Annotated in this window: 13 protein-coding genes; 6 read left to right on the plus strand and 7 right to left on the minus strand. The window is 73.1% G+C overall.

Annotation, left to right across the window (positions count from 1 at the left end; all coding sequences use genetic code 11):
* Positions 1-8: 8 nt before the first annotated feature.
* Positions 9-674, minus strand: coding sequence for an NADPH-dependent F420 reductase (locus tag ACH4J0_RS06770; protein ID WP_396236940.1), 666 nt, complete (start codon positions 672-674; stop codon positions 9-11).
* A 98-nt stretch (positions 675-772) separates the two neighbouring features.
* Between ACH4J0_RS06770 and ACH4J0_RS06775 the strand changes: the two genes are divergently transcribed.
* The gene (locus ACH4J0_RS06775) at positions 773-1,177 is read left to right on the plus strand and encodes a winged helix-turn-helix transcriptional regulator (RefSeq protein WP_396236942.1); all 405 of its coding nucleotides are present in this window, start codon (positions 773-775) and stop codon (positions 1,175-1,177) included.
* A 373-nt stretch (positions 1,178-1,550) separates the two neighbouring features.
* Here ACH4J0_RS06775 and ACH4J0_RS06780 read toward each other — a convergent pair whose 3' ends face one another.
* The 5 genes from ACH4J0_RS06780 to ACH4J0_RS06800 all read right to left on the minus strand — a co-directional run bounded on the left by ACH4J0_RS06780 (position 1,551) and on the right by ACH4J0_RS06800 (position 7,834).
* Positions 1,551-3,146 carry a M4 family metallopeptidase gene (locus tag ACH4J0_RS06780; RefSeq protein WP_396237471.1) on the minus strand — a complete coding sequence of 532 codons (1,596 nt, stop codon included), beginning with the start codon at positions 3,144-3,146 and terminating at the stop codon, positions 1,551-1,553.
* A gap of 551 nt (positions 3,147-3,697) precedes the next feature.
* Positions 3,698-3,964 carry a glutaredoxin domain-containing protein gene (locus ACH4J0_RS06785; protein ID WP_396236944.1) on the minus strand — a complete coding sequence of 89 codons (267 nt, stop codon included), beginning with the start codon at positions 3,962-3,964 and terminating at the stop codon, positions 3,698-3,700.
* The gene (locus tag ACH4J0_RS06790; protein ID WP_396236946.1) at positions 3,961-5,886 is read right to left on the minus strand and encodes a protein kinase; all 1,926 of its coding nucleotides are present in this window, start codon (positions 5,884-5,886) and stop codon (positions 3,961-3,963) included. The genes ACH4J0_RS06785 and ACH4J0_RS06790 overlap by 4 nt, the downstream gene beginning before the upstream one ends.
* A 105-nt stretch (positions 5,887-5,991) precedes the next feature.
* Positions 5,992-6,924 carry an alpha/beta fold hydrolase gene (locus ACH4J0_RS06795; RefSeq protein ID WP_396236948.1) on the minus strand — a complete coding sequence of 311 codons (933 nt, stop codon included), beginning with the start codon at positions 6,922-6,924 and terminating at the stop codon, positions 5,992-5,994.
* 148 nt (positions 6,925-7,072) lie between these two features.
* The gene (locus tag ACH4J0_RS06800) at positions 7,073-7,834 is read right to left on the minus strand and encodes a dienelactone hydrolase family protein (RefSeq protein WP_396236950.1); all 762 of its coding nucleotides are present in this window, start codon (positions 7,832-7,834) and stop codon (positions 7,073-7,075) included.
* Positions 7,835-7,938: 104 nt separating this feature from the next.
* On the opposite strand from ACH4J0_RS06800, the gene ACH4J0_RS06805 reads away from it, so the two are divergent.
* On the plus strand, positions 7,939-8,247 hold the full coding sequence (locus ACH4J0_RS06805; RefSeq protein ID WP_396236952.1) for a DUF6191 domain-containing protein: 309 nt from the start codon (positions 7,939-7,941) through the stop codon (positions 8,245-8,247).
* A gap of 16 nt (positions 8,248-8,263) precedes the next feature.
* Here ACH4J0_RS06805 and ACH4J0_RS06810 read toward each other — a convergent pair whose 3' ends face one another.
* Positions 8,264-9,094, minus strand: coding sequence for a (2Fe-2S)-binding protein (locus ACH4J0_RS06810; protein ID WP_396236954.1), 831 nt, complete (start codon positions 9,092-9,094; stop codon positions 8,264-8,266).
* Between the two features lie 231 nt (positions 9,095-9,325).
* Here ACH4J0_RS06810 and ACH4J0_RS06815 point away from each other — a divergent pair, with 231 nt between their 5' ends.
* The 4 genes from ACH4J0_RS06815 (at position 9,326) to ACH4J0_RS06830 (ending at position 13,317) form a co-directional block, all read left to right on the plus strand.
* Positions 9,326-10,291, plus strand: coding sequence for a FecCD family ABC transporter permease (locus tag ACH4J0_RS06815; RefSeq protein WP_396237473.1), 966 nt, complete (start codon positions 9,326-9,328; stop codon positions 10,289-10,291).
* A gap of 80 nt (positions 10,292-10,371) precedes the next feature.
* On the plus strand, positions 10,372-11,385 hold the full coding sequence (locus tag ACH4J0_RS06820; RefSeq protein WP_396236956.1) for a FecCD family ABC transporter permease: 1,014 nt from the start codon (positions 10,372-10,374) through the stop codon (positions 11,383-11,385).
* Positions 11,385-12,272 carry an ABC transporter ATP-binding protein gene (locus ACH4J0_RS06825; RefSeq protein WP_396236958.1) on the plus strand — a complete coding sequence of 296 codons (888 nt, stop codon included), beginning with the start codon at positions 11,385-11,387 and terminating at the stop codon, positions 12,270-12,272. The genes ACH4J0_RS06820 and ACH4J0_RS06825 overlap by 1 nt, the downstream gene beginning before the upstream one ends.
* Positions 12,273-12,318: 46 nt before the next feature.
* The gene (locus tag ACH4J0_RS06830; RefSeq protein ID WP_396236960.1) at positions 12,319-13,317 is read left to right on the plus strand and encodes an ABC transporter substrate-binding protein; all 999 of its coding nucleotides are present in this window, start codon (positions 12,319-12,321) and stop codon (positions 13,315-13,317) included.
* Positions 13,318-13,462 lie beyond the last annotated feature (145 nt).

Raw genomic sequence — 13,462 nt, forward strand, 5'->3', positions numbered from 1 at the left:
ACCGCCTCCTACTCCGCGTCATCCACCGCCCCCGGCGCCAACGCGGGCGACGGCAAAACGTGCCGGGCCTCGCCGCCCGACCACCACACCCCGATCGCGAACACCGCCACCGCCTCCAGCAGCCCGGCCCGGTCAAGACCGCCGCAGTGCACCGGCAGGCAACCCATCGAGCCCACCAGATCAGCGGTCAGGTGACCAGCAACCCGGTCGTCCGCGCAGTACGGGACACCGAGCGGTGCGCCCTCGAAGCTCGGCCGCGGCATCGACCAGATGCTCTCGTGGCAGATGCCGAACACCTTCGACACCCGTGCCGCCGGAGCCGCCGAGGCGAGCTGCCGGGCGACGGAATCCGTGGCTCCGCCCGTGGTCAGGGCCGGTCCGTCCGCGCCCGGGGCCATCGGCACCGTGCAGTCCAACAGCACCCGCCCGGCCAGTTCGCCGGCCAGCGAGCCGACCACCGGCACCGCCGCCCCGGCCGGCAGCGCGACCAGCACCGCCTCCCCGAACCGCGCCGCATCAGCCGGCTCACCGCCACCCGCGGCCCCGATCTCCGCGGCCAGTCTCCGGGCCGCCGCCACGTCACGCCCACCCACCCGCACGTCGTGCCCGGCCCGCACCCATGCCCCGCCGAGCGCGGCCGCCATGGAGCCCGTACCGAGAATGCCGATCCGCATGGTCCGTCCACCTCTCATCCCGTCCGATGTCGTGCTCCGGACGCTAGACGGGACGATGCACACCGCCCGGTACGCATCGGATCGGGCAGGATGACCGCATGCGGACCGAGGACGTCATCGAGGACCGGACGAAAGACGACCTGGGCGGCGAGCCGTTCGCCGCGGACTGTCGCGCCCGGCTGGCCTTCGAGGTGATAGCCAACCGCTGGGACAGCGTGGTGGTGTACGTCCTGGGCGAGCGCGCGCCGATGCGCCCGAGGGCGCTGCTGGACCGGATCGGCGGACTCAGCCCGAAAGTGCTCAACGAGACGCTGCGCCGGCTGGAGTACAACGGCCTGGTGGAGCGTCGCCGTTACGCCGAGGCCCCGCCGCGCGTCGACTACACCCTGACCGAGGCGGGCACCGCCCTGATCGGACCGATCCGCGCCCTCGGCGCCTGGGCCGCCGTTCACGGCGACGCCGTCCTGGAGGCCCAGGACAGGCACCGCGCCGGGAGAAGCTGATGCAGCCTCAGCGAAGCGCGCCACTCTGGCGCACCCCACGACCCAACAGGCCGCCCGGGGCCTCGCGTTGCCGAACGGACCGGTGGACCGACCGTGGGGGCGGCGGTCGGCGAACGGCGCACGGCGGCGTTCGCCGCCCCGGCGGGCCACGTGCGGCAGGCCGCACAGGACCTCACCTGACCAGCAGGGCCCCGGCGCGGCGGAGGCACACAGGACGGCGGAGGCGCACAGGACGGCGGGGGCGACGGTGGTCCGCACACCGTCACCCCCGCCCTCGGGCCCGGCCGTTCGGCACCCACAGTCCGACCGGTCCCCGCTCGGACGCGCCCCGGGCGGGCCTGTCCAACTCAGGCCCACCCGGTTCAGGCCCGAGTCAGTTGACGTTGACCGCGGTCCAGGTGGCCGCGACCGCGTTGTACTCGGCGCTGTTCGCGCCGTACAGGTCCGACGCCGCACTGAGGGTGGCCGCACGGGCGCCCGCGTAGTCGGTCGTCGAGGTGAAGTACACGGTCAGCGCGCGGTACCAGATCTGCGCGGCCTTGTCCCGGCCGATGCCCGCGAGCGAGGAGCCGTCGGCCGTCGGGCTGTTGTAGTCGAACCCGTTGATCGACTTCGCGCCGCTGCCCTCGGACAGCAGGTAGAAGAAGTGGTTCGCCACGCCGGACGAGTAGTGCACGTCCGAGTTGCCGACGTTCGGGTCCCAGTAGTCCGCCGAGGAGCCGTCCTTGCTCGGCTGGTCCATGTAGCGCAGCGGGCTGCCGTTGCCGTTCAGGTTGATCAGCTCGCCGATCCAGTAGTTCGGCGGGTTGGAGGGCAGGTTGGCGTACCACTCGACCATCGTGCCCATGATGTCGGAGGTGGCCTCGTTGAGGCCGCCGGACTCGCCCGAGTAGTTCAGGTTGGCGGTCGCCGCGGTGACGCCGTGGGACATCTCGTGGCCCGCCACGTCGAGCTCGGTGAGCGGCGCGCTGTTGTTGTTGCCGTCGCCGTACGACATGCAGAAGCAGTCGTCGCTCCAGAACGCGTTGACGTAGTTGGAGCCGTAGTGCACCCGGCTGAGGGCGCCGACGCCGTCGTTGCGGATGCCGTTGCGGCCGAAGGTGTTCTTGTAGAAGTCCCAGGTGGTGGCGGCACCGAACTGGGCGTCCACGGCGGCGGATTCGCGGCTGTTGTTGGTGCCGTCACCGAAGCTGTTGCTGGTGTTGGCGAACAGCGACCCACTGCCCGACTCGCCGTTGCTCATGTCGGTGGTGTACTGGCCGCCGCGGCTGGTGTCCTTGAGCTCGAACTGCGAGCCGTTCTGGTTGGTGTTGAGCGGGACCTGGCCGACGAAGATGCCGTTGCCGGTGCCGGCGGCGGTCTCGATCTTCTCGTGGGTGGAGAGGACCTGGCCGCTGGCCGCGTCGGTGACGAGGATCTGCGCGCTCGGGGTGCCGTCGGCGCGGGTGCCCTCGACGGTGGTCCGGTAGGCCAGCCGCGGGTTGCCGTCGGTGGCCCAGACGACCAGCTGGGCCTGGCCGGTCTGGTGGACGTCGACCAGCGGGGACTCGTCGGAGTCGATGGTCTGGCCGACGGTGGCCTTGACCGCACCGGAAGCCTGGTCGGCGGCCTTGTCCGCCGGGATCTTCGGGGTCAGGCTCGGCAGCGCGATCTGGGCGGAGACCGCCTTGTCGACCGACTTCACCGCGCCGTCCGCCTTCTGGTGGACGACCAGGTCGCCGCCGATCACCGGCAGGCCGGCGTAGGTGCGCTCGAAGCGCAGGTGCCGGGTGCCGTCCTTGTCGACGACGGCGTCCTTGGCCACCAGCTTCTCCTGGCCGCCGAGGCCGAGCGCCTTGGCCAGCGGCGCGGACTGGCCGCCGGCCACCGCGAGCACGGCCTCGTGCTGCTGCGCGGCCTGCGCCTGCAGCGAGGGGGCCGCGGGGGCGGCCTGGGCGGTGGTGGCGACCTGGATCACACCGGTCAACATGGCCGTGGCCGAGAGTACGGCGACAGCAGCGAGCTTTCGCTTCACGAACGAGTCCTTCCGGGAAACCGCGTGTGGGCGCGGTCGCACCGCGTCCCGGGGGCCGGGGTCGGCACCTGTGGGGCGGAACGGGCGCTGACGTGCTGGAACCCCGTGCGGTCGAGCGGCTCGCCACCGAGGGGTGGGGGTGGGGGCTACCGCTGGGGGATGACCAGAAGCATGACAATCCAGCAGGTGAATTGACAGGTCTGCCTCAGTTATTGGCCAGGTCCCGCCAGTAGGTAAAGGGAGTCAAGTGGTGGTCAAATCGGCGCAATCCACCCCGCCTTGCAGTGGGTTCCCACTCGAACCACGGCCGACCGCCTGCACTGACGGCCGATCGGCCGCCGGCTGCGGATCCGGCGATCGGAAACGATCAACGATCGATCGACTTTTACATCTCTGTAGAACTTTCCATACACACCCTTGACGGCAGGGTGGCGAGGTCCCGCCACCGGCCACCCTTGCCCTGCGAATGGAGGTCTGATAGCGAAGCCCATCCGGTGAGCAGTCGCTCACACGCCGTATTCCCTTGTGGCATCCAGCAGTTGACGCAGCGAGGGGTTCACCATCGGGCGCCCGTCCACGGTCACCGTCGGGACGGTCTCCTGGCCGTCCGCGACCGAGCGGACGAAGGCGGCGGCGTCCGGGTCCTTCCAGATGTTCACCCGGGTGAAGCGCCGGCTGTAGCGGAGCCGGGTGAAGAGCAGACCGAGGCACAGCTTCATGCAGTAGCTGCACAGCGGCCTCCAGTAGAGCACCACGCCGTCGTTCTCCGTCATTGCAACCGCCATTCCTGGGCCGGGTTCCCGGGCGTGCACGCGACCATGGTGAGGTCGTTGCCGGGCCCGTTGTCCGTCATGCAGGACTGGTTCTGGTAGTCGGCCAGGGTGTACGAGCCCGCGGTGCTCCCGTTGCGGACCGTCCACCTGGTGAGGAAGCTGAACCCGTTGCTCAGCACGACCTTGCCGTCCATGGTCTGCACGAGTTGCGGGCCGCCGTTGTTGCAGGCGTTGAACAGGATCCAGCTGCCGGGGTCGGTGGAGCGCACCCAGCCGTACTGTGCGGCGCCGCCGAGGACGATCGGGTTGTCGCCGTTCAGGTTGTCGTTGCGCATCCCGATCGGGCGACCGTCCTTGACGCTGACGATGGTGCTCCAGCTGTCGCCACCGCAGGAGGCGGGCCGGGCGGGGGTCTGCGGGGCAGGCGGGTTGCCGCCGGAGGACGGACCACCGGAAGTGCCACCCTGGGAGGTGGAGCTGCCGGGCTTGGCAGGGGGCTGGTTCGCCGAACCGCCTCCGCCCGCGGGCTGGTTGGCCTGCCCGCCCGAGGAGCCACCCGACGAGCCACCCGACGAGCCGCCGTTCGAGCCCCCGCCGCCGTGGCTTTGGGCCCCGCCGCTCCCGCCGCTCCCGCCGTTCACGCCCTGCGCCGGTGCCGGTACGGGCGGTTGGCCGCCGGCCGGCTGGTCGGCGGCCGGGGTGGCCGACGGGGTGTCGGACGGCTGCGCGGTCGCGGACGCGGGGCCGGTGGCGGCCGGGGTGGTGGTGCCCGGGGCCGCCGGCACGGTCACCACCACGGTCGGCTGGGCGGCGGGCGGCGCGGCCGCGGTGGAGCTGCCGGGGCCGCGGTCGATCAGCAGCGCGGTGGCCGTGCCCATCGAGATGACGACCGGGACGACGATCGGCAGCAGCAGCGTACGGCGCGAACGGCGTCCGCCCGGCTCGGTGTCACCCTGCGGGTCCACCTTCACCACCTGGTCCGGCCCGGCCGGAGCACCGGCCCCGGCCGGGGCCGCCACGGGCCCCGCTTCCGCCCCCGGCCGCAGGTCGATCGTCCCGCTGTCCGCCGTCCGCCGCGCCGCCCCCGGCAGGCCGATCGCCACCCGGGCCGCTGCCGCCATCCCGGCGGCGCTCTCGAAGCGGTCCTCGGGTCGCTTGGCCAGGGCGGTGGCGACCAGCGCCCGCACCGCCGCCGGGAAGGTCTCCGCCAGTTCCGGCACCGGCTGGTTGACGTGCTTGAGCGCGACCTGCAGCGGCCCTTCCCCCAGGTACGGCACCTTCCCGGTCAGCAGCTCGTAGCAGACCACTCCGATCGAGTAGAGGTCGGAGGCCGGTCCGGTGCTCTCCCCCGAGGCCTGCTCCGGGGACATGTAGGCCGCGGTGCCGATGATCGCGTACGGTGCGGTGAGCTTGGTGCTGGCGACGGCCCGGGCGATGCCGAAGTCGGTGATGACCACCCCGCCGTCCTCGCGCACCATCAGGTTGGAGGGCTTGAGGTCCCGGTGCACGATCCCGCGCCGGTGTGCGGCGTGCAGCGCGTCCAGGGCGTCGGCGAGCAGACCGAGGGCGCGCTCGGCGCTCATCGGACCGTCGTCCTTGAGCACCCGGTCCAGCGGACGGCCCTCGATCAGGTCCATCACGATGTAGGCGCAGCGCTCGTCGCCGTCCCCACCGCCGCCGCTCTCGCCGTAGTCGTGCACGTCCACGATCCCGGGGTGGTCGATCGCGGCGACCAGCTGGGCCTCGCGGCGGAAGCGCTGGACGGCGGTGTCGTCCTCGAACAGGTCCGCGCGCAGGATCTTGACGGCGACCGGCCGGGCCAGCACCTCGTCATCGGCCCGCCAGACCGCGCCCATCCCCCCGCCGCCGATCTTCTCGACCAGCGTGTACCGCCCGCCGAGCACCGTGCCCACGCTACTCATCCGCCCGCCCCCAGGTGTCATGACCCTCCCCGCCGGGTCGTCGGCACACAGTGTGCCAGAGGGTGCCGCAGGCCCATCAGGCGCTGTGCGGAGGGAGGTTGGGGATCAGTGTCCGGCGTTCCGGGCGTTTCGGGCGGGGTCGGACACCTCCCGGACGGCCGCCGCGACCACGAGCGGCCGGTCGGCGTGGACGTAGTGACCGGCGCCGGGCACCACGGTGTGGACGCCCTGGCCGGCACCGGCCGCGATCCGCGCCTGCACCGCGGTGAAGCGGGCGCGCGGGGCGCGGGGCAGCCCCTCGGTCGCGCTCAGCACGGTGACCGGTACCTCGGGCAGCGGGGCGGCGGCGCGCCGACGGCGCAGCACCGGTACGGCGAGACGGGTCAGCCGGTGCTCGGCGAGCACGGCGCGCCGCTGGTAGGGGTGGGCGACGGCCGCCGCCGCGGCCCGGGCCAGGGCGTCGCCGCGCTCGGGCGCGGCGGGTGCCAGCGCCGCCCGCAGCAGGGAGAACCGGAGCAGCGCCGCCTCGGCGACGGCGATGGCCCGCGGCCGGAACTCCTCGTGCGCCGGATCCACCAGCACCAGACCGGCCACCAGCTCCGGCCGCTGCCGGGCGAGGAGTTGGGCCAGCTGACCGCCCCAGCTGTGCCCGACCAGTACGGCCGGTCCGGCGTCCAGGTGCCGTACCAGGGCGGCCAGGTCCTCGACCTGCGCATCCAGGGTGAGGACCGGGGTGCGGTCGGGTGCGCTGGCGCCGAGCCCGGCCCGGTCGTACGCCATGACCCTTCCCAGAGCGGAGAGTTCGGGCAGCAGCGGGGCCCAGGTGAGCGACGAATCGCCGCAGCCGGCGATCAGGACGATCGGCACGGTCGGCACGCCTTCGCCCGGTCCCGTCTCGATCCAGCGCAACGCCCTCCCGTCGCGGTCGAGTTCACCGAACCGCACGCCGCCGGGAGTGCGCTCGGCCAGGGCCTCGGCGATGAGCTCCCGGACACCGCCGAATGCGCGGCCGGTTCGGTTGTTCCTGTCGTTCGGCACGTTCCGGTCCCCCCGTGGCTGCGTCGACGGGGCCCGCCGGTCCGCTGCGGCCGGGCGACCGGTGTCCTCCCCCCGGCCACGCCCGCAGGCCCGGCACCCACTCTACGGCGGGTGGCTCGGGACCCGACGGGCCGGACCCCGGGCGGGGTTACGCGGGCAGGTTGCGCTTCAGCAGGTCGAACAGCGCGGCCCAGTGCCGGGCGTCGCCGACCGCGTCGTAGCGGGTGGTGTCGGCCTGGGTGAAGCCGTGCCCGGCGCCCTGGTACACCTCTGCCCGGTGGCGCACGCCGGCCGCGCTGAGGGCCTCGTCGAGCCGGGAGACCTGCTCGGGCGGCATCGCGTCGTCCTGGTCGGCGTGGCCGAAGTACAGCTCGGCGGTGATCCGTCGGGCGTCCAGGTGCGGGCTGTCCGGACGGTCGGTGGCGAGATGGCCGCCGTGGAAACAGGCCGCGGCTGCGACCCGGTCCGGGTGGCTGATGGCGGTGCGCAGGGCGAGGAAGGCGCCGAGGCAGTAGCCGGTGGCGCCGATCGGGCCGTCCTGGACGAGCGGGGACTCGTCGAACCAGGCCAGGTAGGCGTCCGCGTCGCGGGCCGCCACCTCCGGCGCGGTTGCGCCGATGAGCAGCGGGCCGAGCTGGGCGTAGATCTCGCCGCACTGCTCGACGTCGATCAGCTCGGGCAGTTCGACCAGCGGCGCGCGGCCCTTGCGGTAGTAGGCGTTGGGGACGAGGACGGTGTACCCGGCCTCGGCGATCCGGTCGGCCATGGCCTTCAGGTGGGGCCGGAGGCCGAAGGCGTCCTGGTACAGCAGCACGCCGGGGTGGGGGCGGCCGTCGTCGGGGTGGGCGAGGTAGGCGTCGGCGGTGCCGTCCACCGTCGGGATGTCCATGAGGGTTCCGCGCACGGTCATGGTGGGAGTTCTCCTTAGGGTCCTCGGGCAGCGTAGCCGGTGGGGCCGAGGATCCGGGAACGCCTGTGCGGCCGTGCGGCGTTGGGCTGAACATGGGGTTCATCGTGGGTGTCGGGTGCGCGGTCGCGGCGGTGCTCGGGCTGGTGGCGCTGGCGAGTTGGCAGGTCCGGTCGGAGTCCTCGCCGCGCCGTCGCGAGCGCACACCGGGAGTCGGGGTGGGCGGCGGCGGTGGACTGGACGAGCTGCACGCGATGTTCAGCCCGGGCAAGCGGATCCAGGTCGAACAGCGGCGGGAGCAGGCAACGCGCCGGGACGACACCCAGGCCGGGGCTCCGCCGCACTTCGGGGTGGACCTGGACCGGGGCGTGGCGGTGCTGCGCCCGGCCGAGGGCAGCGCAGAACCGCGGGAGTAGGTGGGATGAGCGGACGTCAGAGCCGCCGCAGCCGCTCCTCGTCGCCGGTGCGCGGGCAGGTCAGGCAGGCGACGGCGCCGGGCTTGACGGCGTAGTAGAGGCAGCAGCCGAGCCGGGTGCGGGTGTGGTGGTCACGGCCGTCCGGGGTGCGCAGCCGGCGGAAGTCGGCGGCACCGGGCAGCGGCAGGGTGCCGCCGGGCAGCAGGGCCCCGGCGGCGGAGACGGCGGCGTCCTCCCCCGTGGCGTCCCCGCCCTGGATGTCGAGCATCCGGCCGAGGTACCAGACGGCGGAGGCGAGGTCGTCGGTCACCATGCCCCAGAGGGCCCGGTCGCGGCGCCGCGTCGCTCCCGCGAAGGCCGCGAGCACCGGTTCGAGGTGCGCGACCACGGCGGCACGCAGTTCGGCACGCAGTTCGTCGTCGCCGGGGCCGGCGACGTGTCCGCGCGGGCGCAGCGCGAGTTCGCCGGTGGGGGCGTGCAGCCAGAGGTCGGCGGGGTCGACGGCGGGGACCCGTCGGGCGAGGTGCCAGGGGCCGGCGACGAGCAGGCAGAGGGACCAGACGTAGTGGTGGAGCAGCCGGGAGGCGGTGACGTGCGGGCGCGGCGCGCGGCCGTGCTCGGCGGTGATCCGGGCCTCCTCGCCTGCCAGGACGGTGGCCAGTGCCTGTTCGTCAGCGGCGAGTTGGGCCCCCGAGTACCAGCCGTCCGAGGCCGACGGGTCGGGCTCGACGGGGTCGAGCAGGTGCAGTCGGAGCGCCGGGCACAGCCCGCGCAGCCGCTCGTAGTCGCCGGTCAGGGCGACGCCCCGCCCCCGGGGGAGAACGGGCAGGGGTGTTCCGGGGACCATTGGCGCTCCCGAGATCGACTCCGAGTGATCGATTAAGGTGAGGCTCACCTTACAATGCCTCAGGGGGTGCACCAACCACCCTTTCGCACGAACGGGCGATCCCGTCCGACCGCCGGATCGACCTTGACGAACTTAGGCAAACCTAACCTAAGATGTCGACTCGTGCTGAGAACCCATCCGCCGGCCGCCACAGCCCCGGCCACGCCTCGTTCCTCGGCGGTCAAGCGGCCCCTGCTGCTGGTCGCCGGGGTGGGTGCGCTCGTGCTGTGTGCCGCCCTGAGCCTTGCGCTGGGCTCCCGATCCATCCCGCTGTCGACCGTCGTCGACGCCCTCACCGGCGCCGTCCACGGCGGTGACGCCGACGTGGTGACGGGCCTTCGGGTCCCGCGCACGCTCATCGGACTGGCGGTCGGGGCCGCGCTCGGCGTCGCGGGGGCCGTCGCCCAGGGCGTCACCCGCAACCCGCTGGCCTCGCCGATCACCCTCGGCATCAACGCCGGCGCGAGCCTCGCCGTGGTCGCCGCGATCTACACGCTGGACCTCTCCCGCCCCTCCGAATACGTCTGGTTCGCCTTCGCCGGGGCGGCCGTCGCCGCCGTCGCCGCGTACGCGATGTCCCGGCGCGGCGGGGACCTCGACCCGGTGCGGCTCGCGCTCGGCGGCACCGTGCTCACCGTGGTGCTCACCTCCTGGACCTCCGCTCTGATGCTGGCCAGTCACCGCACCCTGGACGAGGCGCGGTTCTGGCTGGCCGGCTCGATCGCCGGGCGGCACCTGGACACCCTCACCCCGGTGCTGCCGTTCCTGGTGCTCGGCCTGCTGGGCGCCCTCGCCATCTCGCCCGCGCTCAACGCACTGGCCCTGGGCGACGAGACCGCCCAGTCGCTGGGCGTTCCGGTGGCCCGGATCCGGGTGGTCGGCGGACTGGCCGTGGTCCTGCTCGCGGGCAGCGCGGTCGCCGTGTCCGGACCGGTGGCGTTCATCGGACTGGCCGCGCCCCACCTGGTCCGTCCGCTGCTCGGCAACGACCACCGCTGGCTGCTGCCCGGCTGCCTGATCACCGGGCCCCTGTTGCTGCTCGCCGCCGACGTGCTCGGCCGGCTCGTGGTGCAGCCCTCCGAGATCGAGGTCGGCATCGTGACCGCCTTCCTCGGCGCGCCGCTGCTCGCGGTGCTGGCCCGGAAGGTGGCCAAGTGAACGCGCCGACCACGCCGACCGGGCTGCCTCCGGGAAGCGCACGGACCGCACGGACCGCCCGGACCGTACGGACCGCGCCGATGGGCGCGATCACCCGCCGCCGGGCCCGGACCGCCGCCTGGTCGCTGCTCGCCGTCGCGCTGCTGGTGCTGCTGACCGGCGTCGCCCTCGGCACCGGTCAGGTGGACATCTCCGTCTGGGACGCGCTGCGCGCCCTGTTCGGTCAGGGCGATCCGGGCAACGTCCTGGTGGTGCAGCAGTTCCGGGCGCCACGCGTGGTCTCCGCGCTGATCGCGGGCGCCGGGCTGGCGATGGCCGGTTCGATGCTGCAGCGACTCTTCCGCAACCCGCTGGCCGCCCCCGACACCCTCGGCATCACCGGCGGCGCCTCCTTCGGTGCGGTGCTGATGCTCGCCACCGGCGCCTCGCAGCAGCTGATCCCGCTGGCCGCGGTCGGCGGCGGACTGCTCGCCGCGCTGCTGCTCGGCGGCTTCGCCTGGCGCTCGAAGATGGCCGTCACCCGGCTGGTGCTGGTCGGCCTGGCGGTCCAGCAGGGCCTGGCCGCCGCCGTGAACCTGATGATCGTACGGTTCCCGGCCGAGCTGGCCTCCTCCGCGATGCAGTGGACCACCGGCTCGCTGTACGGGCGCAACTGGACCGAGGTGTGGATCGGCGGCACCGCGATCGCGCTGACCGCCGCGGCCCTGCTGCTCTGCCAGCGGCGGGTCGCCGTCCTCGACCTCGGCGACGACTCGGCCGGCGGCCTCGGTCTGAACCCCGCCCGGGACCGGCTCTGGCTGCTGCTGCTCACCATCACGCTCGCCTCGCTGGCCGCCGCCCTCACCGGACCGGTCGCCTTCGTCGCGCTCGCCGTCCCGCACCTGGTCCGGCTGCTCGCCGGGCCGCCGACCCCCGGCACGCTCGGCCTCACCGCGCTCACCGGCGCCGTGCTGCTGCTCTCCGCCGACCTCCTCGTACTGCACGTGATCCCCGTCCACGGCCTGCCGGTCGGTGCCGTCACCGCCACCCTCGGCGCGCCCTGGCTCCTGGTGCTGATGATCCGCCAGGGCCGGCTTCCCCAGAGGAGCAGCTGATGACGTCCCCCTCGACCGGCCCGACCCTTCCGACCGGCCCGACCGTTCAGACCGGGAACCGGCTCGCCGCCCACGGCCTCGGGCTGCGCTACGGCGAGCGGACCATCGTCGACGGGCTCGACCTCGAGCTGCCCGGCCGCGCCGTCACCGCGATCGTCGGACCGAACGCCTGCGGCAAGTCGACCCTGCTGCGCGGCCTCGTCCGGCTGCTCGACCCGGCCGCCGGCACCGTCACCCTGGACGGCGCCGACATCCACCGGATGCCCGCCCGGACGCTCGCCAAGCGGATGGGCCTGCTGCCGCAACAGCCGGTCACGCCCGAGGCGGTCACCGTCGAGGCGCTGGTGCGGCTCGGGCGCTACCCGCACCAGCGGATGCTCAGCCCGTGGTCCAGGGCCGACCAGGCCGCGGTCGAGGAGGCGCTGATCCGCACCGGCACCGCCGAACTGCGCGACCGGCAGGTCGACCGGCTCTCCGGCGGGCAGCGCCAGCGGGTCTGGATCGCGCTCGCGCTCGCCCAGGAGACCGACCTGCTTCTGCTCGACGAACCGACCACCTTCCTCGACCTGCGGCACCAGCTCGACGTGCTCGACCTGGTCGCCGACCTGCACTCCGAGGCCGGGCGCACCGTCGTCATGGTGCTGCACGACCTCGGGCAGGCCGCGCGGTACGCGGACCACCTGGTGGTGCTCAAGGACGGACGGCTCGCCGCAGCCGGTCCGCCCACCGAGGTGCTGACGGCCGGGCTGGTGGAGTCCGTGTTCGGCGTGCCGTGCCGGGTGGTGCCCGACCCGGAGACCGGGACACCGCTGGTCGTACCGAGGGCGCGTGTGCGGGCCTCGGCCGCCACCTCTTCCGCCTCGGCCTCCGCCTCCGTCCCCGCGTGAACTTCCCCTTTTCGTCCCCCTGTTCAACCCGATCCAAGGAACCACGATGAACCGCCGACTCCCCGTCGCCGTCCTCGCCGTCACGCTGTCCGCCACGCTCCTCGCCGCCTGCGGCAGCAACGGGGACACCGCCGCGTCGGGCGGTGGCTCCGCGTCCTCCGCCGCCTCGGCGGGCACCGCCGCCGGGTTCCCGCGCAACGTCAAGCACGCCGCGGGGACGGCCCGGATCAAGTCGCAGCCCAAGCGCGTCGTGGTGCTGGACAGCGGCGAGCTGGACGACGTCACCCTGCTCGGCATCACGCCCGTCGGGGCGGTGTCCCCGCACATGAAGACCGAGGGCGGATTCCCGAACTACCTCAAGGACAAGATCAAGGACACCAAGGACGTCGGCCCGATGAACGAGCCGAACCTGGAGCTGATCGCCTCCCTCAAGCCAGACCTGATCCTCTCCTCCAAGGTCCGGCACGCCAAGGTGTACGACCAGCTGAACGCGATCGCGCCGACCGTGTTGGCCGAGACCACCGGCTTCCCGTGGAAGGAGAACCTCGCGCTGTACGCCCAGGCGCTCGGCAAGGAGGACGAGGCGAAGAAGGCGCTGGCCGACTACGAGGCGCGGGCGCACACGCTGGGCGGGGCGATCAAGGCGAAGTACAACGGGACGATGCCGACCGCCTCGGTGGTCCGCTTCGTGGCCGGTCCGACCCGCCTGTACGCCAAGGCCTCCTACAGCGGTGTGGTGCTCAAGGACGTGGGCCTGACCCGCCCGGCCTCGCAGGACGTGGACAAGAACATCATCGAGGTCAGCGCCGAACAGATCAACCAGGCCGACGCCGACCTGGTGTTCGTCACCACCGCCGACGACCCGTCGAAGACCAAGGAGAGCGAGGTCCAGCAGACGCCGGTCTGGCAGGGCCTGAACGCCGTCAAGAACAACAAGGTCTTCACCGTGCCGGACGAGACCTGGATGTCCGGCATCGGCGTCCAGGCCGCGGACGCGATGCTCGTCGACATCGCGAAGGCGGCGGGCGTGGACACGCCCCAGTAGCCGTTGCCCGCCGCCCGCTGCTCGCCTGCTCGCCTGCGAACAGCGAACAGCGAACAGCTGACGGCAAACAGATAACAGAGAACAGATGACAGATTTCGAACTCTGTCATCTGTCAGCTGTTCAGCGTCCTCCGTCCCTCACCCCG

The organism is Kitasatospora sp. NPDC017646 (genome assembly GCF_044329365.1).
In the GTDB taxonomy this organism is placed as follows: Bacteria; Actinomycetota; Actinomycetes; order Streptomycetales; family Streptomycetaceae; genus Kitasatospora.

Bases quoted from the DNA above. Each gene is read 5' to 3' on its own strand.
- ACH4J0_RS06780 (WP_396237471.1), bottom strand. From the start codon at position 3,146: ATGTTGACCGGTGTGATCCAGGTCGCCACCACCGCCCAGGCCGCCCCC.
- ACH4J0_RS06820 (WP_396236956.1), top strand. From the start codon at position 10,372: ATGGGCGCGATCACCCGCCGCCGGGCCCGGACCGCCGCCTGGTCGCTG.
- ACH4J0_RS06810 (WP_396236954.1), bottom strand. From the start codon at position 9,094: ATGGTCCCCGGAACACCCCTGCCCGTTCTCCCCCGGGGGCGGGGCGTC.
- ACH4J0_RS06770 (WP_396236940.1), bottom strand. From the start codon at position 674: ATGCGGATCGGCATTCTCGGTACGGGCTCCATGGCGGCCGCGCTCGGC.
- ACH4J0_RS06785 (WP_396236944.1), bottom strand. From the start codon at position 3,964: ATGACGGAGAACGACGGCGTGGTGCTCTACTGGAGGCCGCTGTGCAGC.
- ACH4J0_RS06790 (WP_396236946.1), bottom strand. From the start codon at position 5,886: ATGAGTAGCGTGGGCACGGTGCTCGGCGGGCGGTACACGCTGGTCGAG.
- ACH4J0_RS06830 (WP_396236960.1), top strand. From the start codon at position 12,319: ATGAACCGCCGACTCCCCGTCGCCGTCCTCGCCGTCACGCTGTCCGCC.
- ACH4J0_RS06800 (WP_396236950.1), bottom strand. From the start codon at position 7,834: ATGACCGTGCGCGGAACCCTCATGGACATCCCGACGGTGGACGGCACC.
- ACH4J0_RS06825 (WP_396236958.1), top strand. From the start codon at position 11,385: ATGACGTCCCCCTCGACCGGCCCGACCCTTCCGACCGGCCCGACCGTT.
- ACH4J0_RS06775 (WP_396236942.1), top strand. From the start codon at position 773: ATGCGGACCGAGGACGTCATCGAGGACCGGACGAAAGACGACCTGGGC.